The organism is uncultured Amphritea sp., assembly GCF_937127095.1.
Classification (GTDB): Bacteria; Pseudomonadota; Gammaproteobacteria; order Pseudomonadales; family Balneatricaceae; genus Amphritea.
Genome location: NZ_CAKZLP010000034.1, coordinates 1 through 17,860 on the forward strand (window position 1 = coordinate 1; position 17,860 = coordinate 17,860).

Annotated in this window: 21 protein-coding genes and 2 tRNA genes; 14 read left to right on the forward strand and 9 right to left on the reverse strand. The window is 49.0% G+C overall.

Annotated elements, in window-relative coordinates; all coding sequences use genetic code 11:
• Positions 1 to 2: 2 nt before the first annotated feature.
• Both Q0499_RS07980 and Q0499_RS07985 read right to left on the reverse strand, forming a co-directional pair.
• A tRNA-Asp gene (locus tag Q0499_RS07980) sits at positions 3 to 76 on the reverse strand.
• Positions 77 to 115: 39 nt separating this feature from the next.
• Positions 116 to 191 (reverse strand) — tRNA-Val (locus tag Q0499_RS07985).
• Between the two features lie 212 nt (positions 192 to 403).
• Between Q0499_RS07985 and syd the strand changes: the two genes are divergently transcribed.
• A complete protein-coding gene (gene syd, locus Q0499_RS07990; protein ID WP_299198042.1) occupies positions 404 to 991 on the forward strand; it encodes a SecY-interacting protein in 588 nt (195 codons plus the stop codon).
• 3 nt (positions 992 to 994) lie between these two features.
• Positions 995 to 1,567, forward strand: a complete 573-nt coding sequence (locus Q0499_RS07995; RefSeq protein ID WP_299198044.1) for a YajG family lipoprotein — start codon at positions 995 to 997, stop codon at positions 1,565 to 1,567.
• Between the two features lie 8 nt (positions 1,568 to 1,575).
• Here Q0499_RS07995 and Q0499_RS08000 read toward each other — a convergent pair whose 3' ends face one another.
• Both Q0499_RS08000 and msrB read right to left on the reverse strand, forming a co-directional pair.
• A complete protein-coding gene (locus Q0499_RS08000; RefSeq protein ID WP_299198046.1) occupies positions 1,576 to 2,244 on the reverse strand; it encodes a DNA-3-methyladenine glycosylase I in 669 nt (222 codons plus the stop codon).
• A 3-nt stretch (positions 2,245 to 2,247) separates the two neighbouring features.
• On the reverse strand, positions 2,248 to 2,658 hold the full coding sequence (gene msrB, locus Q0499_RS08005) for a peptide-methionine (R)-S-oxide reductase MsrB (protein ID WP_299198049.1): 411 nt from the start codon (positions 2,656 to 2,658) through the stop codon (positions 2,248 to 2,250).
• A gap of 164 nt (positions 2,659 to 2,822) precedes the next feature.
• Here msrB and Q0499_RS08010 point away from each other — a divergent pair, with 164 nt between their 5' ends.
• The 3 genes from Q0499_RS08010 to Q0499_RS08020 all read left to right on the forward strand — a co-directional run bounded on the left by Q0499_RS08010 (position 2,823) and on the right by Q0499_RS08020 (position 5,692).
• The gene (locus Q0499_RS08010; protein WP_299198052.1) at positions 2,823 to 4,040 is read left to right on the forward strand and encodes a pyridoxal phosphate-dependent aminotransferase; all 1,218 of its coding nucleotides are present in this window, start codon (positions 2,823 to 2,825) and stop codon (positions 4,038 to 4,040) included.
• A gap of 230 nt (positions 4,041 to 4,270) precedes the next feature.
• Positions 4,271 to 4,639: a hypothetical protein gene (locus tag Q0499_RS08015; protein ID WP_299198054.1), complete on the forward strand. Its 369-nt coding sequence runs from the start codon at positions 4,271 to 4,273 to the stop codon at positions 4,637 to 4,639.
• Between the two features lie 165 nt (positions 4,640 to 4,804).
• On the forward strand, positions 4,805 to 5,692 hold the full coding sequence (locus Q0499_RS08020) for an HDOD domain-containing protein (protein WP_363317781.1): 888 nt from the start codon (positions 4,805 to 4,807) through the stop codon (positions 5,690 to 5,692).
• Between the two features lie 94 nt (positions 5,693 to 5,786).
• On the opposite strand, the gene Q0499_RS08025 is transcribed toward Q0499_RS08020, so the two are convergent.
• Both Q0499_RS08025 and Q0499_RS08030 read right to left on the reverse strand, forming a co-directional pair.
• On the reverse strand, positions 5,787 to 6,263 hold the full coding sequence (locus Q0499_RS08025) for a hypothetical protein (protein ID WP_299198056.1): 477 nt from the start codon (positions 6,261 to 6,263) through the stop codon (positions 5,787 to 5,789).
• A gap of 32 nt (positions 6,264 to 6,295) precedes the next feature.
• Entirely contained in the window at positions 6,296 to 7,219 is a 924-nt protein-coding gene (locus tag Q0499_RS08030) for a class I SAM-dependent methyltransferase (protein ID WP_299198058.1), read from the reverse strand.
• A 163-nt stretch (positions 7,220 to 7,382) separates the two neighbouring features.
• On the opposite strand from Q0499_RS08030, the gene htpX reads away from it, so the two are divergent.
• The 3 genes from htpX to Q0499_RS08045 all read left to right on the forward strand — a co-directional run bounded on the left by htpX (position 7,383) and on the right by Q0499_RS08045 (position 9,335).
• Positions 7,383 to 8,273: a protease HtpX gene (gene htpX / locus Q0499_RS08035; RefSeq protein ID WP_299198060.1), complete on the forward strand. Its 891-nt coding sequence runs from the start codon at positions 7,383 to 7,385 to the stop codon at positions 8,271 to 8,273.
• A 362-nt stretch (positions 8,274 to 8,635) separates the two neighbouring features.
• Positions 8,636 to 8,821, forward strand: a complete 186-nt coding sequence (locus Q0499_RS08040) for a PA3496 family putative envelope integrity protein (protein WP_299198062.1) — start codon at positions 8,636 to 8,638, stop codon at positions 8,819 to 8,821.
• A gap of 319 nt (positions 8,822 to 9,140) precedes the next feature.
• Entirely contained in the window at positions 9,141 to 9,335 is a 195-nt protein-coding gene (locus Q0499_RS08045; RefSeq protein WP_299198063.1) for a PA3496 family putative envelope integrity protein, read from the forward strand.
• 141 nt (positions 9,336 to 9,476) lie between these two features.
• On the opposite strand, the gene Q0499_RS08050 is transcribed toward Q0499_RS08045, so the two are convergent.
• The gene (locus Q0499_RS08050; RefSeq protein ID WP_299198065.1) at positions 9,477 to 11,753 is read right to left on the reverse strand and encodes a YgiQ family radical SAM protein; all 2,277 of its coding nucleotides are present in this window, start codon (positions 11,751 to 11,753) and stop codon (positions 9,477 to 9,479) included.
• Positions 11,754 to 11,920: 167 nt separating this feature from the next.
• Between Q0499_RS08050 and Q0499_RS08055 the strand changes: the two genes are divergently transcribed.
• From Q0499_RS08055 to Q0499_RS08065, 3 genes are all read left to right on the forward strand, one after another.
• On the forward strand, positions 11,921 to 12,124 hold the full coding sequence (locus Q0499_RS08055) for an oxidoreductase-like domain-containing protein (protein ID WP_299198067.1): 204 nt from the start codon (positions 11,921 to 11,923) through the stop codon (positions 12,122 to 12,124).
• Positions 12,125 to 12,136: 12 nt separating this feature from the next.
• Positions 12,137 to 12,625, forward strand: coding sequence for a thioesterase family protein (locus Q0499_RS08060; RefSeq protein WP_299198069.1), 489 nt, complete (start codon positions 12,137 to 12,139; stop codon positions 12,623 to 12,625).
• An 81-nt stretch (positions 12,626 to 12,706) separates the two neighbouring features.
• Entirely contained in the window at positions 12,707 to 13,678 is a 972-nt protein-coding gene (locus Q0499_RS08065; RefSeq protein ID WP_299198070.1) for a hypothetical protein, read from the forward strand.
• 227 nt (positions 13,679 to 13,905) lie between these two features.
• On the opposite strand, the gene Q0499_RS08070 is transcribed toward Q0499_RS08065, so the two are convergent.
• Positions 13,906 to 14,094 (reverse strand): hypothetical protein, encoded by a 189-nt coding sequence (locus Q0499_RS08070; RefSeq protein WP_299198072.1) that lies wholly within the window; start codon positions 14,092 to 14,094, stop codon positions 13,906 to 13,908.
• A 347-nt stretch (positions 14,095 to 14,441) separates the two neighbouring features.
• On the opposite strand from Q0499_RS08070, the gene Q0499_RS08075 reads away from it, so the two are divergent.
• On the forward strand, positions 14,442 to 15,248 hold the full coding sequence (locus tag Q0499_RS08075; RefSeq protein WP_299198073.1) for a ferritin-like domain-containing protein: 807 nt from the start codon (positions 14,442 to 14,444) through the stop codon (positions 15,246 to 15,248).
• Positions 15,249 to 15,647: 399 nt separating this feature from the next.
• Here Q0499_RS08075 and Q0499_RS08080 read toward each other — a convergent pair whose 3' ends face one another.
• Entirely contained in the window at positions 15,648 to 16,181 is a 534-nt protein-coding gene (locus Q0499_RS08080; protein WP_299198075.1) for a YaeQ family protein, read from the reverse strand.
• Between the two features lie 80 nt (positions 16,182 to 16,261).
• Here Q0499_RS08080 and Q0499_RS08085 point away from each other — a divergent pair, with 80 nt between their 5' ends.
• Positions 16,262 to 16,522, forward strand: coding sequence for a YkgJ family cysteine cluster protein (locus Q0499_RS08085; RefSeq protein WP_299198079.1), 261 nt, complete (start codon positions 16,262 to 16,264; stop codon positions 16,520 to 16,522).
• A 99-nt stretch (positions 16,523 to 16,621) separates the two neighbouring features.
• Positions 16,622 to 17,689, forward strand: a complete 1,068-nt coding sequence (locus Q0499_RS08090; RefSeq protein ID WP_299198081.1) for a nucleoid-associated protein — start codon at positions 16,622 to 16,624, stop codon at positions 17,687 to 17,689.
• Positions 17,690 to 17,860: the final 171 nt, after the last annotated feature.

A 17,860-nucleotide genomic window follows, 5' to 3' on the forward strand; every position in this document is an offset into this window, starting at 1 on the left:
GGCGGAATGGACGGGACTCGAACCCGCGACCCCCTGCGTGACAGGCAGGTATTCTAACCAACTGAACTACCACTCCGCATCCCACATACGTGGATGTACTACTCTAAACTCGACCTGGTGGGCGTGGAGAGGCTCGAACTCCCGACATTCGCCTTGTAAGGGCGACGCTCTCCCAACTGAGCTACACGCCCTCAAATCGAGAGCCGAATTGTAAGGATTTTACTTGGCATGTCAAACGTTTATCTTAAAATATTTTCATCATGTTGCAGAGCTTACCTCTGCCAGGGCGGGCACATTATGTGCCGATGTTTTGCGCCAACCCTCGCGCCCTCTGGTAAACTAACAGACACAACAGCCTTACGGCACAAAAGACTAACCATTGCTGTACCGGACCCAACTAAAGATGTCCCAGACCCTGATTGAAAAAATTGACTCGTTCATACAACAAGCCCTTGATCTGCAACTCAGTCAGACCGGCCGCCTTCCACTCACTATCTATGACCCTGAATGGCTGTCAGAATGCCACGAGCCAATCGCAGAACCCGGCCAACAGACACCATGGCAGCCGGTGTTACAGTCACAAAATGATAATGCCTGTCATGATATGCTAGACCGACTAGAGCAGGCGCTGGGATACGCTATACATCCGGGTATTCGCACATGGTACAGCCGTTACTGGTCTGACCCGCTGCCCGCAACCTCTGACTGGGGCGATCTGAGTCTACTGTTTGTCTGGAGCGAGAAAGATTGTGAACGGCTTCGCGGGAACCTGGTGGGCCACTTGTTGACTAAGCAGAAACAAAAGCAGCCTGCTACCCTGTTTTTTGCCTGCACTGAACCCGACGGTGAAAAGTTCATATCGATCGACAACCAAACCGGAGAGGTATGGCTTGAACAGCCAGGTAAAAAACCAATAATGAAGCTCGCTGATTCACTAGATGTTTTTTTGGGGAAACTAACCCCCAAACCGATCCCTGATATGGAGCAATAACCCATGCGCAAATCCATTATTTCAATCATCGGCAGCATATTCCTGCTGTCAGGATGTAGTACATTCAAGCCACACCAGGTGTCTGTTGAACCGCTACACCCAACGGTAACCGCTCAATCATTATTGCCAGCTGACCTTCAGATTGAGGTACAAGCCAGGGATATGCGCAACTCAGATGTCATTGGTTATCGCATCAGTCGTTTCAGCGACCGGGCGGAAGTCAATCTGCCAGTGCCTGCAGCTGAGGCTCTTCGACAGGGCGCCAGAGTTGCGGTGGTTAAACTGGGTGGTATTCCGGCACAGACTGCAGATACCAAGCTAACTGTCGAACTGACAAACCTGGTATACAGCGCCACTCAAAGCGCGCTGCAGTCAGTCAAGCTGAATGCGACCATCAAGGTTACCGCTGAGAAAAACAGCGAATTTCTAAGTGGCAGTTATAGCACTGAAAAGGAATATCAATATGCGACTACCCCCTCCCTCGCTGACAACCAGAAAATGGTCAATGAGATCCTGCTGATGACCATCAGCCGGGCGTTCAATGACACCAAGCTGATCAACTTCCTGGGCAGATAACTGAATAGTTACCAACCCACTGTATAGGACAATAGCCGGCTGATATGAGCCATCGGCCGGCCTGACTCCTGCTGCCACTGATTAAAGCATGCTTGCACTTTCAGCAAATCCCGCTGGGCGGTAGGTGCTTTATCAATAATGCCCTGAGCTTTAAGCGCCGCGACCACATCATCCGTCAGGATAAAGGTATCTTTACCCAGCTGACGTAAAAAGTAAGCGCCAGACTTACCCCCCAACTGCTGACCCTGTTTTTTCAGCAGCGTCCAAAGACCGATAATATCGGTCACCGGCCAGTCAGCAATGAAATTGGCAAAACTGCCATGCTGCGCTGCCAGCTCAGTCACCATCATCGCATTCGCCCGCACTGATTTAATCTTCCCCCAGTGGCGGATAATCTGATCATTCTGCATCAGATTCTCTAACTGATCATCACTCATGAGGATAATTTTATCGGGATCAAAACCATGAAATGCCTGCTCAAACGCCGGCCACTTTGCATCCACCACCGAGTGTTTTATGCCTGCACGGAATACCCTCAGGGAGATCTCAGAGAGCAGCCGGTCATCGCCAATGCTTTTCAGCTCCTTTGCTGATTTTACCTGTGGCAACAAAGCCTCGACATCCTGCCCCGCTTTATGCGCAGTCACATGCTCGTAGATCCAGTTAAACGACTTCACTGATCAGCTCCCCTCTGCATCGAAGTCAATAGACACCGAGTTGATACAGTAGCGCATGCCGGTCTCGGTTGGCCCATCCGGGAAGAGATGTCCCAGATGCGCGCCGCAACCACTGCAGACCACTTCAGTACGAATCATGCCATGCGAGACATCCCTGTTTTCGGTAATATTTTCTACCACCGCAGGGGCATCAAAACTGGGCCAGCCACAGCCTGCATCAAACTTACTTTCACTATTAAACAGCGGCTCACCACAGGCAACACACTGATAGGTTCCGGGCTTAAAAAACTGGTCGTATTGCCCGGTTCCAGGCCGCTCAGTACCCTTCTGTCGACACACATAATATTGTTCAGGTGTTAACTGTTCACGCCACTCATCTTCAGTTTTTTTCACTTTAAAATCATCATCTGCCATAAAAAACTCCAATACAGATACACTCAACGAAAAGATCAATCTGTCACTGTGCAATAAATGTGAAACAGCGTATTATTCCCGGCCTTCGGTAGGCGGTTATCGCTGTGTATTTTTGCCACGTACCGATAATAGAATATTACAGGGCACCACTACAGGATTAATCCATGTCCGTTATCAGAAAATCGAACAAACTGATCAACGTCTGCTATGACATCCGTGGTCCCGTCCTTCAGGAAGCTAAACGTCTTGAGGAAGAGGGACAACGAATTATAAAACTGAACATCGGCAACCCTGCCCCTTTTGGCTTTGATGCGCCGGAAGAGATTGTTCAGGACGTTATTTACAACCTGCCTTCAGCTCAGGGTTATTGTGATTCTAAAGGCCTGTTCTCCGCCCGTAAGGCCGTCATGCAGGAGTGCCAGAAAAAAGGCATCCGCAACGTCACGATCGAAGATATCTATCTGGGTAACGGCGTCAGCGAGCTGATCGTTATGGCGACTCAGGGTCTGCTGAACGATAACGATGAACTGCTGATCCCTGCACCCGATTATCCACTCTGGACTGCCGCCGCAAGTCTCGCCGGTGGTAACCCGGTTCATTATCTGTGTGATGAAGAGAAAGGCTGGGCACCGGATATTGATGATATCCGCAGCAAAATTACCGATCGCACCAAAGGTATCGTGGTTATCAACCCGAACAACCCTACCGGCGCCGTCTATCCTGAAGCGATTCTGCGGCAGATTGTTACTTTGGCTGAAGAGTTCGGGCTGATCATTTTTGCCGATGAGATCTACGACAAAATCACCTACGATGATGCGCTGCACATCCCGCTGGCGTCGCTAAGTGATGAGGTTCTCTGTATCACCTTTAACGGATTATCTAAGGCTTACAGAGCCGCAGGCTTCCGTTCTGGCTGGATGATACTGTCCGGGCCAAAACACCACGCCCGTGATTATATTGAAGGCCTGGATATGCTGGCCAGTATGCGCCTGTGCGCCAACGTGCCAGCACAACATGCAATTCAGACGGCACTGGGTGGATACCAGAGTATCGACGAACTGACCGTACCAGGCGGACGGCTTTATGATCAGTGCAATCTCGCCTGGCGGAAAATGAATGAGATACCCGGCGTATCCTGTGTTAAGCCGCAGGGGGCGTTGTACCTGTTTGCCCGACTGGATCCTGCGGTATATCCGATTAAGAATGATGAAAAGATGGCGCTGGATCTTTTACAGCAGCAAAAAGTGCTGATTGTTCAGGGCAGTGGATTCAACGTTCCGGATACCCAGCACTTTCGACTGGTGTTCCTGCCACGTGAAGATGAACTCTGCGAAGCGATTGATCGCATTGCAGCATTTCTGAAAAATTACGCCCAGGAATGACCCAATTAAAAAGCGATCTGATGATCGCTTTTTTTTATTTCTGAAACAGGCTCTATACTTAGTCATATTTCTGTTATAAAACAGACATATAATCTGGTGGCCTTGTAGCTTTCCAGTGCGAAGGATGATTGGAACGGGTTTAATTGATTCTCTGCTGTTACTTAGCAGCCAAAGACGCAAGAGAGCTGTTCATACCGTCCTTAACAATAACCCACTCTCGCGGAATCGGTATGTTTATTAAGATCAAGAAAAATTGCGGTATCTACATGGAACACAATGGCATGGAAAAAAACCATATCATGCCGGTCACCAGTAACTTTCTGATCAACCTGGGTCATGCAGCGGAGATCTCTTTCTATACCATCAAAGAGACTAAAATACGCTATGATCTGGAAAATCACCAAATTACAGTGCCACCACACACCCGCGTTATCCATCTGCAGATGGCTTACCGTTACTCCAGCACTAAAGAACAGATCGGTGACTCGAAAGGCAGTATCGTTGAACGCAACTTCTACAAGTTCTACTTCAAGCCAGAAGAGATGGGCCAATATGAAGAACTGCGTATGCATATTGAAAAACATGTCCTGAACCTCTGATCAAAACCACTAAGCAGATAAGAATTATCTGTTAGCGCACTCCTCTGCTTAAATGAGCTCAGATCCGGCGACAAGCCTACAGCGTCCGCCGGATCAGCAAATCTCCCCATATTGAGTTTCATTTCTGTTGCAAAACCTCTGAATTAAGCTGATTCTGAAATAAAAGTGGCACAAGTTACCCACTGCCTAGCGGATAGCCTGTCACCGTCAACCAATAAGGATGAAGCAATGGAAGTCAGCGAACTATTACAACAAACACATCAGCTGCCAAATGTCCCGGATGTCGTACGTGAGCTTATTCAGCAACTCAACAATCCAAAAGCCGATTACAGCGTTATTGCCGATAAAATTATTCACGACCAGACGCTATCTCTCAAAATTCTTCGGCTGGTCAACTCAGCCCATTTTGGTCTTAGCCGAAAAGTTACCTCTATCAACGAAGCAATCATTTTGCTGGGAATGGCTCAACTAAAAACGATGGTAGTTGCATCCGGTTTTTCCGGGTCGGTAAAAGAGGTAGAGGGACTTGATCTGAAACGGTTCTGGGCAGAATCTTTCGAAGTAGCAGCCCTGTCTAAATGGTTCGCAGAGAAAACTACCGATGTAGATCCGGATACTGCGTTCACGGTTGGGCTAATTCACAACATCGGCCAATTGCTTTTACACCTGACAAAGCCAAAGCTCGCTGAAGCGATAGTCAAACTGGTTGATGAAACCGGCTGCAGCCGCTCTGAGGCGGAGATGGAGAGACTTAACTTTACCACGGCGGAAGCAGGTCAGGCGCTGTTAAAATACTGGCAGTTTCCAGCCAGCCTGGGCGAAGCTGTGCGTTACCACAAACACCCCCTGGACGCCCCAGATCCAAATCCATTGAGTGCAATTGTTAATATCGCTTGCTATTTCAACACCAGTATTCGGCAGAACCGACCTGTCGAAGAGGTTATGACGATGTTCCCTATGGCAGCAGCCGAAGTTGCCGGGCTGCCAAAAGATATTGCCGAATCGTCAGAGGACGCGATGCAGTTACAGTCAGGACTTGATGAATTGCTATAAACCTATTCATTACGTGCGCTGAAACAATGTATTGAGAAAGCAAAAAGGCAGCCTTAACAGCTGCCTTTTTACTCAGGATTAAACTTAATACATATCAGACAGAAAACCTGACGCTGCGAATCGCCTCCAATATGTGATCAACATCATCCATCGCTCGATGCTGGCGCAACTGAGCTTTGCAGACAAACTGATACTGAATCAGCTCTTCAGCGCTCAGCACATCCCGCAAGCCGACCAAACGGAAAGCCATCGTTTGCTCCCCCGCTTTAAACAGACGGCGTAACCAGAAACTATCAAACTCCCAGGCATCACTGAGCACCTCACACCCCTGCAACGCCTCATTCAGACGCTGGCAGGCGGATAGCGCAGTTACCCCATGCTGCCGTAACTCGCTGCGACAGATGTTATGCAGCTCCTCTGCGTACTCATTCCAAAAGGTCCACTCCGGGACAGAATCCGGATTAATTAAAAAGCTGTCGCAGACCTCTTCTGTACTTTTCCAGGCAACTTCAATTGGATAGGAGTGCGGCCCCAGGCCACTGGCTTCCAGATCCAGGCAGATCAAATTCATAACTTTCCTGTAAACACTTTACTTTCAGGCCTTCACACAGCCTTTTTGAATAGCAAAACTTTAAGCGCTTGCTCCGGCTCCCGGTCCGGAAAATCATCCGGATTAGCGATACGTTCAGAGTAGATAAATTCCGGACAGCAATCCTTAACCAGCTGTTGTAAAAAATCACTACCCAGCTCAGGGGAGTTAAGGCATAGCAGCACCTCACCAGACTCAGTCGTCAGCTCGGGCAGACGCCGTAGAACCTTTCGATAGTCACTGCTGGCGACAAAACTGCCGCGCTGAAAACTCGGAGGGTCAATAATCACCAGATCATAAGGCCCTTCCCGCTTCAGCTTACCCCAGGAACGAAACAGGTCATGACCTAAAAACTTCACCCGATCGAGAGATAGCTGATTCAGACGGTGATTTTCCCGGCCTGTATTCAGTGCCCCCCGACTCATATCCAGGTTAACAACACTGTCGGCACCGCCGGCCATCGCTGCAACAGAAAAACCACAGGTATAGGCGAATAAGTTGAGAACCCTTTTCCCCTGGCTGTTTTGCTTAACCCAGCGACGCCCTTCCCGCATATCCAGAAACAGACCACTATTCTGGTTTTTTAACGGACGTACACTGTATTTCAAACCCAGCTCGCTCACCTGCAGCAACTGCTCCGGATCAACCCCACGGTTATTCCACAACACCTCAATACACGCTTCCCGGCGATAGCGATGCTGAACCACCAGCAAATCGGGTTTAATACCACTATCAAGTTGCAGAAAAAACGCTTTAAGCTGCTCAACCAACTCCGGAGGATGCTCACTGAACAGACGGATAATCACGACCGGAGGCAACAGATCTATAATCAACTGTTCATAGCCCGGATAACAGCGCCCCCGGCCATGAAACAACCGTCGAACTTCACCCGATGCCAGACCAAGCTGTGTGGAGATAGAATCGAAAATAGCCTGCATGATAGATCCGCCAGATGCATCTTTGCGTAGAAAAAGGCGCGATTATAGTGATCCGCTGGTCGGCGGGCCAGTTTTTTATCTCCCATAGTAAACGAATGGTTGAAACTTACTCTGATCGCCTATATCTATAACATCAACTTCATTACAAAGAGCTACCTGAATTATGATGCGAATCGGTCTTTTCCTGTTAACCAATATTGCTGTTATTGCCCTGGCCAGCATAACGCTGAGCCTGTTTGGTGTAGGATCAATGCTGCAGGCAAACGGTGTCAATCTGGATCTGGGAAACCTGCTGGCCTTCTGTGCAGTGTTTGGTTTTGCTGGCTCCTTTGTGTCACTGCTGTTATCTAAGTTTTTAGCCAAAAAAGGCACCGGAACCGAAATCATTACCCAGGCACGCAGTGCTGACGAACAATGGTTGCTGGATACTGTTAAAGAACTGGCAGACAAAGCGGGCATCGGCATGCCGGAAGTCGGTATTTTTCCGGCACAACAAGCCAATGCTTTTGCCACCGGCTGGAACAAAAACAGCGCTCTGGTTGCGGTCAGCCTGGGACTGCTGCAACGCTTCCGCAAAGAGGAGATTCGCGCCGTACTGGCTCATGAAATTGGCCATGTAGCCAATGGCGATATGGTTACCCTTGCCCTGATTCAGGGAGTGGTCAACACCTTTGTAATGTTCTTCGCCCGCATTATTGGTCATTTTGTTGACCGGGCGATTCTGAAGAATGAACAGGGACACGGCATCGGCTACTTCATCACCACCATTGTGGCCGAAATTGTATTGGGCATTCTGGCATCAACCATCGTTGCATGGTTTAGCCGTCGCAGAGAGTATAAAGCGGACGAAGCTGGCGCTTCGCTGGCCTCCCCGCATGCCATGATCGGCGCACTTCAGCGACTCAAAGCTGAATCAAATGTCCCTGACCAGATGCCTGAAACCCTCACAGCATTTGGTATTAGCAGTCATATGAAACAAGGATTCATGGCACTCCTGTCGACTCACCCGCCACTGGATGACCGGATTGCAGCCCTGCAAAAAACATTAAATTAAACATTCATGTTTAATAGCCTTGTAAAACGCCCCACGGGGCGTTTTTTATACCTCGAAAAAACCTTAGAACCTTCTTTCCCTGCATTTCCTGATCACATTCTATTGGGCTGAGCACACCCATCAGTGCAATAGCATTTCCTATATTTTTCGCCATCTATTATTGAGTATAAATATTCATACAAACAGATGTTTAATAGATAAAAATTCATTTTACCCTCGCGAATCTTGTCCCATAATCTGGGTAGACGCGAACCTGCAGGGCAAGCGGGTTTGATCATGTAATTAATCAGTATTGGCGAGTTTTGATCAGAGCTTTTGATAGCAGTAATCGTACAGCCAACTTGCATGTGAAGTGCGGAGCCATGACAGAAAAAGAAAAGAAAGACAGCGAACTTCTCGACATCGCAGATGACTGGGAAGATGACGAAATTGAGATCGATCCGAAAGAAAAAAAGTACTGCTGTGATGCGGAGAAAAGACGTCGCATCGAACTATTAATGGAACAACGCAGACTGGAACGGGAACTTCGTGAATTCTATGATGACTGAATGACACTCGCCCGGCGACACTAGACTGTACTAACTCAGTCTAAATCGGTCGCAACCATTAAATTACAGCGACTCAGTTAGAACAAGTCTTATGTTAAAGGGCTGCCTCGGCGGCCCTTTTTGGCAATCAGGCCCGCTCTCAAGCCCCTTCCCATAATGCCGCACATCTTATAAATCCCCTTTAAACCCCGCAGTAATAATCGCAGCAGGAAGCACAGCAATATTTCTGTTACGAAAGCTTAATCGTTACGTCATCCTACCGTCACTGATAAAAGGTTTTATTTACCCATCATAAAAAACGTAACCCGGGTAAGTATCTATGAGTAGCAAAATTCGTCTGGACGACCTATCAACTGAAGCCCTGGATGATATGGACAACGACTTTTTTAAAAGCCCCGAGCCAGAGCGGCAAAAAAAAGCCGGACGCAAAAACCGTAAACGTCAAATGATTGAAGATTATATGGAGGAGCGCTCACTCAAGCGCCGTATAACAGAGTCTTACGAGTTCTTCTGATAATACTGCACTTGTTGGTTAGCGCTGCTAGTTAAAGGTTAACGGTTAACGGTTAACGGTTAACGGTTAACGGTTAACGGTTAACGGTTAACGGCTCTGAATAAGAGCTGCCAGTCTGAGTTTCACCCCCTGCAGCAACACTCAGTGTTGCTGCTTTTTCACGCTGCTTTTGCCTGCCCCTTTACGCTTTTTAGAGGGACGGGAAGCAGCGCTTTTTTTACCCGGCACCACAGGCTTCGTAGTCGCCCGCGAGGCGCTCTTCGATCTACCCCCTGCGGCAGGACGCCTTTTGTCCTGACGCTGCTGTTCACGCCCTCCTGAGGGCTCTTCAGGCGTTACCAACTGGCCAGGGCGGGCTCCAATCAGATCTTCGCGTCCCATCTCCTTCAGCTTAACCCGCAACGCAGGCCAGTTTTCCGGGTCATGGTAACGCAGCAAGGTTTTATGCGCTTTGCGCTGCTCCTTATCTTTCGGGATATAGAGCGTTTCACTCTTATAGGTCACCTGCTTCAGCGGGTTTTTCTCTGAATGATACATCGCGGTAGCCAGTGACATCGGTGAGGGATAGAAATTCTGCACCTGATCCACTTTGACATCATTTTGTTTTAGCCAGAGCGACAGACTGAGCATATCCTCATCATCACAGCCAGGATGAGCGGCAATAAAGTAAGGGATCAGATACTGTTTCTTGCCCGCCTCCTGAGAGAAACGATCAAACATCTTTTTAAAATCATAATAGGTATCCATCCCCGGTTTCATCATCTTGCTCAGAGTATTCTGCTCACTATGCTCCGGGGCGATCTTCAGATAACCGCCAACGTGATAGGTTACCAGCTCACGCACATATTCCGGGTCTTTCACTGCCAGGTCATAGCGCAGACCTGAAGCGATGGCAACATTATGGATTCCCTCCATCTTCCGCGCTTTGCGATACAACTCCGTGGTACGGCTGTGATCCGTATCTAGGTTGCTACAGATGGTGGGGTAAACGCAGGAAAGCTTTCTGCAGTTCGACTGAATCTCGTCGTCATTACAATTAAGAAAATACATATTCGAGGTGGGACCACCCAGATCAGAGATCGATCCGGTAAAACCGGGTACTTTGTCCCGAATTTCAGCCATCTCATTGAGAATCGACTCATGGGAACGACTCTGAATAATACGGCCTTCATGCTCAGTAATAGAACAGAAGGTACAGCCGCCAAAACAGCCACGCATAATATTGATCGAGAAGCGGATCATATCGTAGGCGGGAATCTTATCCTTGCCGTATCCCGGATGGGGAACCCGCTGATACGGCAGGCCAAATACGCCATCCATCTCCGACGTTTCCAGTGGAATCGGCGGCGGATTTACCCAGATCTCCCGGTTGCCATGTTTCTGAATCAGTGCCCGGGCATTATGCGGGTTCGATTCCTGATGCAACACCCGGGATGCATGCGCATACAGGGCAGAGTCTTTGGCCACTTTTTCAAATGATGGCAGGCGGATATAGGTGGTCTCTGCCTGGAGTTTCTCTTTGCGTTTAAGCGGCATCGGAATGATGCGTATCGGAGACACGTCAGCATCCACCAAATCATCGGACTGACTGACCGAACTGTCTGCACCACACCGCTTTGTAGTTGGGTCTATCAGTTTATCGACCCCACTCTGGTCATTGCCAAAGTCATAGGGGTTGGGCAATTTATCGATATTGCCGGGCCAGTCTATCCGGGTTGAATCCAGCTCGACAAAGCCCGCCGGTGGTTGCTGGCGAATCTGCACAGTGCCTCGCAGGTTCCAGAGATCATCCAGACTCTTACCCGCAGCCAGCCCGTGACTCAGTTCAACAATTGCCCGTTCCGCATTACCATACAAAAGAATATCCGCAGTGGCATCGATCAGTACTGAACGGCGGACTTTGTTGCTCCAGTAGTCATACTGAGCGATGCGGCGCAAACTCGCCTCTATGCCACCCAATACCACCGGCACGTCACTCCAGGCTTCTTTACAACGCTGACTGTAAACGATGACCGCCCGGTCCGGCCGGCTGCCGCCCTTGCCTCCAGCGGTATAGGCATCATCATGACGCAGACGCAGATCGGCGGTATAACGGTTGATCATCGAATCCATGTTACCGGCAGTGACACCGAAATAGAGATTCGGTTTGCCCAGGGCCATAAACGCATCTGCACTGCGCCAGTCCGGTTGTGCAATGATGCCCACCCTGAAGCCCTGTGCCTCAAGCAAACGCCCCATCACCGCCATACCGAAACTGGGATGATCGACATAGGCATCTCCGGTGACAATGATAATGTCACAGCTATCCCAGCCCAGCTGGTCCATCTCCTTCCGTGTCGTGGGTAAAAAGGGCGCTATACCGAAGCACTCGGCCCAGTAACGGGGATAGGAAAACAGGTCTGGAGCAATTTTTTTCATGGAGATATCAGCAAGACAACTTAATTTCGGGGAGAGCAATTGTCGCAGAAAGCACCGCTGACATATAGTGAAATAGTTGTCTGCAACTGATGTTGACTGGGCGCGGGGCCATAGTCATAGTAAAATGGTCGGAATTGAACGAAAACCACCAGAAATTATTAATCGATATGAGCCAGGAAAGCACCGCACAACCCGTCACTGTTGTGATACGGGAAAAACCGACACCCCCTGCAGACTATGAATGTTGTGAAAGTGCCTGTTCGCCCTGTGTCTGGGACACCTATTACGAAGAGTTGAATATCTGGAATGCAGAGCAGAAAGCGCTCAAAGAGGCAGTAAAAATGGCCACAGAAACTGAACAGAGTGAATAGGAATTAGTACCGATGACAGTGACAGCACCCGTAATATACAGCACCCGAATCAAACCCGAGTGGCTTGATTATAACAACCATATGAACGTTGCCTACTATGTTCTGATTTTCGATCTCGCAGGCGTCGAACTGGTCAGTCAGCTGGGGTTGAGTGAAGCAGAAACTGAAAAAACCGGAATCTCCTGGATGGTACTGGAAAACCACATCACCTATAACAACGAGGTGGTTCTGGATCAGCCGGTGGAGATCCGCTGTCAGCTAATCGATCACGACAACAAGCGTCTTCACCTCTACTTTGAGATGTTCGCTCAAGCCGAAGATGGCAGTCAATATCTGGCGTCTACGCTGGAACAGATGGCCATGTGTGTTGATCTTAACAGCCGCAGCAGTTGTGAATTTCCTGAGCCAGTCGCATCCCGGATTAACGCAATGGCAAAGCAACAATCAGAGCTCCCCACCCCCGAAAATATCGGTCGCAGAATCGGTATTCGCCGCCGCTAATCCTGAGCCTCGCCGGTTAACCCTTAACCCGGCGACAAAATAGGACTAAGCTACGGTTTTTTGTTAGCGGTTGGAGGCAAAGTGGACAGAGAGACTCTGGAGAGAGCTGCGCAGCGCGGTATCATCTCCCAGCAACAACTGCAGGAACTGATGGTATTCAGTGCTGCAGAAGACAGCGATCAGCCTGCTGGAGAAGAGCAACTTCGCTTTATTCGCAACTTCGGTGATATTTTTATCACCTTGGGGGTTTTGTTTGTTACCTTTTCCATTGCAGCAATGAGGCTGTCTCAGTTCGAGTGGCTGATACCCGCAGCTCTGTTTCTCGGTGCCGCTGAGTGGCTGGTGCGAATTCGCAGACTGGCGCTGCCTGGTATAGCCATCCTGATCTCAACACTCTATTTTCTCAGCAAAGCGCTGGGGATCTCTCAGTTTGATACCGCAGCGTTGCAATTTCTGACCCTCAGCGGCTGCTCCTTACTATTTTACCTGCGCTATCGAATGCCCTTCAGCCTGCTACCTGTGGCTGCCGGTCTGGTGGCCGCAATTATCAGCAGTATCGGCGTCGATATATTAAAACACCAGTTACTGTTCAGCGCTCTGGGAATCGCAGTGTTCCTGGTGGCTATGAGCTTTGACGCCCGGGATCGTAAACGGCAGCTGCGCTCCAGTGACTGTGGTTTCTGGCTGCACCTGCTGGCAGCACCACTGATTGTCCACGGAATGATGACCACCCTGCTGTTCAGTGATGCGGGTGTGCTGGATGCAGGCACCAACCGAGAAATAGCACTATTACTATTTTTCATCCTGTTCCTGCTCACCGCACTGTTTGTTGATCGGCGAGCGATGCTGGTATCAAGTCTTTCCTATGCGATCTACGCCATCTTTAAAGTTGTCAGCAGCAACGTGCTCGACGGCAATAATCTGCCACTGATGATCTTCATCGGCTTTGGCGTATTCATCGTTCTGTTCGGTACCTACTGGTACAAACTGCGCCGTCTCATCTTTGGCGCCATTCGCGGCAGCTGGCCTGCCCGCTTTGTGCCAGAGCTCTGATAAAGGGCTCTGATAAAGAGCTCTAAAAATCTCCGCCCCCTACCCAGGTAATTTTCGGATACCCAGATAAGTATCCATAACTACACTCTGAATAAGCACTGAATATCCCAATACTTTAAGTTGAAAAATCATCCACTGAAATCAGTCAATATTCAGCTTAGGTTTCGCTTTCACTCACTAGAATTCAGTTATACAAGTGAGGTGAAATTATGTACAACTTAAAAAGATCATTGGTTAAAATACTCTGCCTGCCACTGCTCGCCCTCCCCGCTCTGCTTCTGGCAACACCCGGATATGCTGATAGCAATACACGAATTCATGGTGGAATTGCGATCGACACGGGTGATCTGCGACTCTTTATCAGCGACCGTCACATCGGCAGTTATCTCCTCTTTAATCGTTACGATAACGATCACAGAGCAAAATACCACCGACGGGACCACTACCGCTCGCAGGGGTATCAATCGCGGGCTTACCCTAAAGCCTATATCCATAACTATTACATAGAGCCGAATTACCGACATCAGTCGTCAAGAGACTCATACCGTCGGAACATCATTACCCGTGACTATCAAAGACATGATCAACGACATGACCGGAGGCATGACAAGCAAAAAGATCGTCATAGACGCTCACACAACGATTGGTAAGCGTAAACACCAAAAGCGGCACGTCAGATCATAAAAATAGCGGCATTGTCTCCACTGTCGTGCGCGCAGAAGGTACAATTGCGGCTGCTTTTATCAGTCATACGGTATTTTCAGTGCAAAACCTTTACGCGCACACTAAACACGCATTCCTCACCGCAGATCCCGATCAGAAGATCGAGCTAACCCGACAGACCGTCAGCCGCTGGAATGCGGGGCAACTGGAGTGGCTGGACGGTGACGAACCTGAGTTACTGAATCAGCCGGGCCAACCGGACAAACCCGAGATCGTCGCGCCCTCTGCGGTGAATGAACGCAAAATGGGTAAAGAGGAGGGCCGTGCTGCGCTGATTCATGCCCTCGCCCATATCGAACTCACCGCCGTTAATCTGGCGCTCGATTCAGTCTACCGTTACCGGGGAATGCCAAAGGAGTTTTACGCCGACTGGATGCAGTGCGCGGGAGAGGAAGCAAACCACTTTGTCGCTTTGCGGGGCCGGCTGCGGGAGATGGGTTATGACTATGGCAGCTTTAAAGCCCATGGCGAACTCTGGAGTATGGCGGTCGACACCGCAGACGATATGCTGGAAAGAATGGGAATTGTGCACCGGGTGTTTGAAGCCCGTGCCCTGGATGTGGTGCCCAGAACAATTCAGCGATTTAACCAGTTGGGTGACAAGCAGATGGTCGACATCCTCACCATGATCGCGAATGAGGAGGTCGGACATGTCAGTTCAGGCACCCGCTGGTATCACTATCAGTGCCAACAGCGCCAACTGGATCCGGATAAGACCTTTATTGATCTGCTGTGGAAGTATATGAAAGGCCCTCTGAAAGGCCCCTTCAATCACGAAGTCAGATTGAAAGCCGGATTTTCTGCACAGGAGATGAAAATGATCGAGATGATGGGAAAAGCTGATTAACAAAACAGTCTGCTCAGGCTGGCTAATCGAACTTTCTAATCGAACTTTCTAATCGAACTTTCTAATCGAAACAGCAGCCGGGCAAGCCAAGTTGAATATCTACGCCTTACTCAGCTCAGACTATCCCGCAATACCCCTTTTTATGTCAAGGATTTAAAGCTTAAAACCATTCCCCAATTTGAGTAATCTCACAACACTCGTTGATCTGGATAAATTGCACCCCCAGCAAAACAGTATACACTGACCATTATCCGGGCCCTTCTATAACCGACGCTAGGTTCTTTCCAGCAGAGCCTTACCCTTGCAAGTCGGGCCCGGATCTTCACCCCAGGGGCCCTCACGAAAATCTAAAAACATAACTTTAAAATCAAAGCCTTATACGTATTTATAAAACCAATTTCATGCCAAAGCGCAAACCCTTAAACTCAGATGATTGGTGTTATCACTCAAAAATAGCTCACCATCACTGATGGTCAGTGAAAGCTGCATCGTACGGCTGACAAATTTTTCCAGCTGAGCAACATCACTATCGTGAAAACGCCATGCACTCACCTTTGGCAATTCAGCTATCGCCTTACCCTGCTTATCCCACCAGATATCAACCTCGCGACCATAAGCATAAAGTGAAATTTTTGGTGCACGGCTTACCGCTTTTCGCAACCGTTCAGGAGACGCCTGCCCCAGCTCAATCCAGTGTTCAACCTGACCATCGGGGCCCACCTGCCAAAGCTCTGGCTCATCAGTGCTGGACAACCCCCGGGTAAAGTTCAGATCCTGATGATAGTTAATTGCATACACCAATAACCGCACCATCATCCGCTGAAGTGTTTCAGATGGATGCTGTGCCAGTGTCAGGTTACAGGTTTCGTAACAGTGGCGATCGGTATCACTCAACTGCAGTTCAGCTTTAAAGATTGTTGGCTTAAGCGCCATAGGATTTAACCTTATATTGAGGGCAATTATCTGCTCAGATGCGCTATTATAGCGGTTTACTGATTGGATAATATCGCTATATGAAATGCCGTCCCGGATGTGGAGCCTGCTGTATTGCGCCTCACATAAGCTCCCCTATTCCCAATATGCCTGATGGCAAACCTGCGGGGGTCGCTTGCGTCAATCTGGACGAGTCGTTTAACTGCACAATCTGGAACAATCCTGACTACCCCGATGTCTGTCAGGCATTTAAAGCTGCAGAAGAGCACTGTGGTAAAGACCGGCACGAAGCGTTAATCATTCTGACATGGATGGAACAGGAAACGGCCCCGAATATTTGACCATCCGGGTCAATACGCTACACTAGCCGGCCTCTGCAATTAACCACCGAACGAGCTACCCAACCAGCTCTCGAACTAAAAGAACCGGAAACTGCCGCAATGGATCTTAAATTTTTAGCTATCCGTGAACTGATTAAAGAAGCCGACGACAGCGTTGCAACAATCAGTGATAAAGGAGGCGCCATCAATATCGCAGACCCAATGGCGCAGCAACTGTTTAACGCACTGGTAGCAGCCTATGGCCGACGGGCGGCACTGACCCACGGATCCTTCAATGATGAAAACAGTGAGGGCTATCCGTTTATCTCCGGATTCAAAAAGTTTATTGATAGCACCCCGGATGAGCAGACCTTTCTGTCCCTCTGTGACCAGGCTCTGGCACAATTGGCAGCATCACTGCAGCAACCCTCAGCCCGTGCTGCAACCGGCGGCTATGTGATCTTTATCTACTACTCATCTGATGTGTTCGATTACCTGCTAATTGGTTTGGTAGGCGATAAAACCGGGGTAGCCTTTGATCAGGAACTCAACCCGACAAAGGTGATCGAGGTTGATCTGGAAAAATTACATCAGGCCGCCAAGATCAATATCACCACCTATAAAGAGGGTAGCGACAGCTATCTGAGTTTTATCGGCAGCCGTCGTAAGGGTGATATTACCCACTACTTTTCCAATGCCCTGGGTTGCACCGATGTCGTCCCCTCAAAGAAATCGACTTCCGACCTGATCAAAGCAAGTGAAGAGTTTTGCCGCCATTACCAGCTGCAGGAAAAACAGGATGAGATCGTTGAGGATGTGGTCAGTTATCTCTCCCGTCAACGGGACGATAAGCAGTCGGCCTACCTGCCGGATGTTGAAAAAATATTCGAGGGCCACATGCCACCTGAACAAGCACAGCAGGCAGGCGGAACGTTCAGCAAATTTGCCAATTCCGACAGTTATCAGGTAAGTCAGGAGTTTCAGCCGCACACCAGTACAATTAATGCGTATACCCAGGTAAAAGCTAAAATGGATAACTGGCAACTGGATTTTTCCCGTCGCTCGCTTGGTCACCCCAACAGCAACAGTGAAATTGAGTTTGATCCGCAAACTAACTCAATACGGATCAACCGTCTCTCAACCAAGGTTATAGAGCAACTAAAAAAAGCGCTCAATCTGAGCGAATAATCTTCACATCCGCTACTCGTTGTTATCAATCCAAACCGGTTGCAGTCACTGAGATTAAGCCAGACTCAACCGGTAAAAAAACTTTCACTCCCCTGTTTCCCCGCTGTCACTGAACAGTCATCTTTGATTGCTAACCTGCACTAAATAAAATATCTTTTGTGCATCGCACAA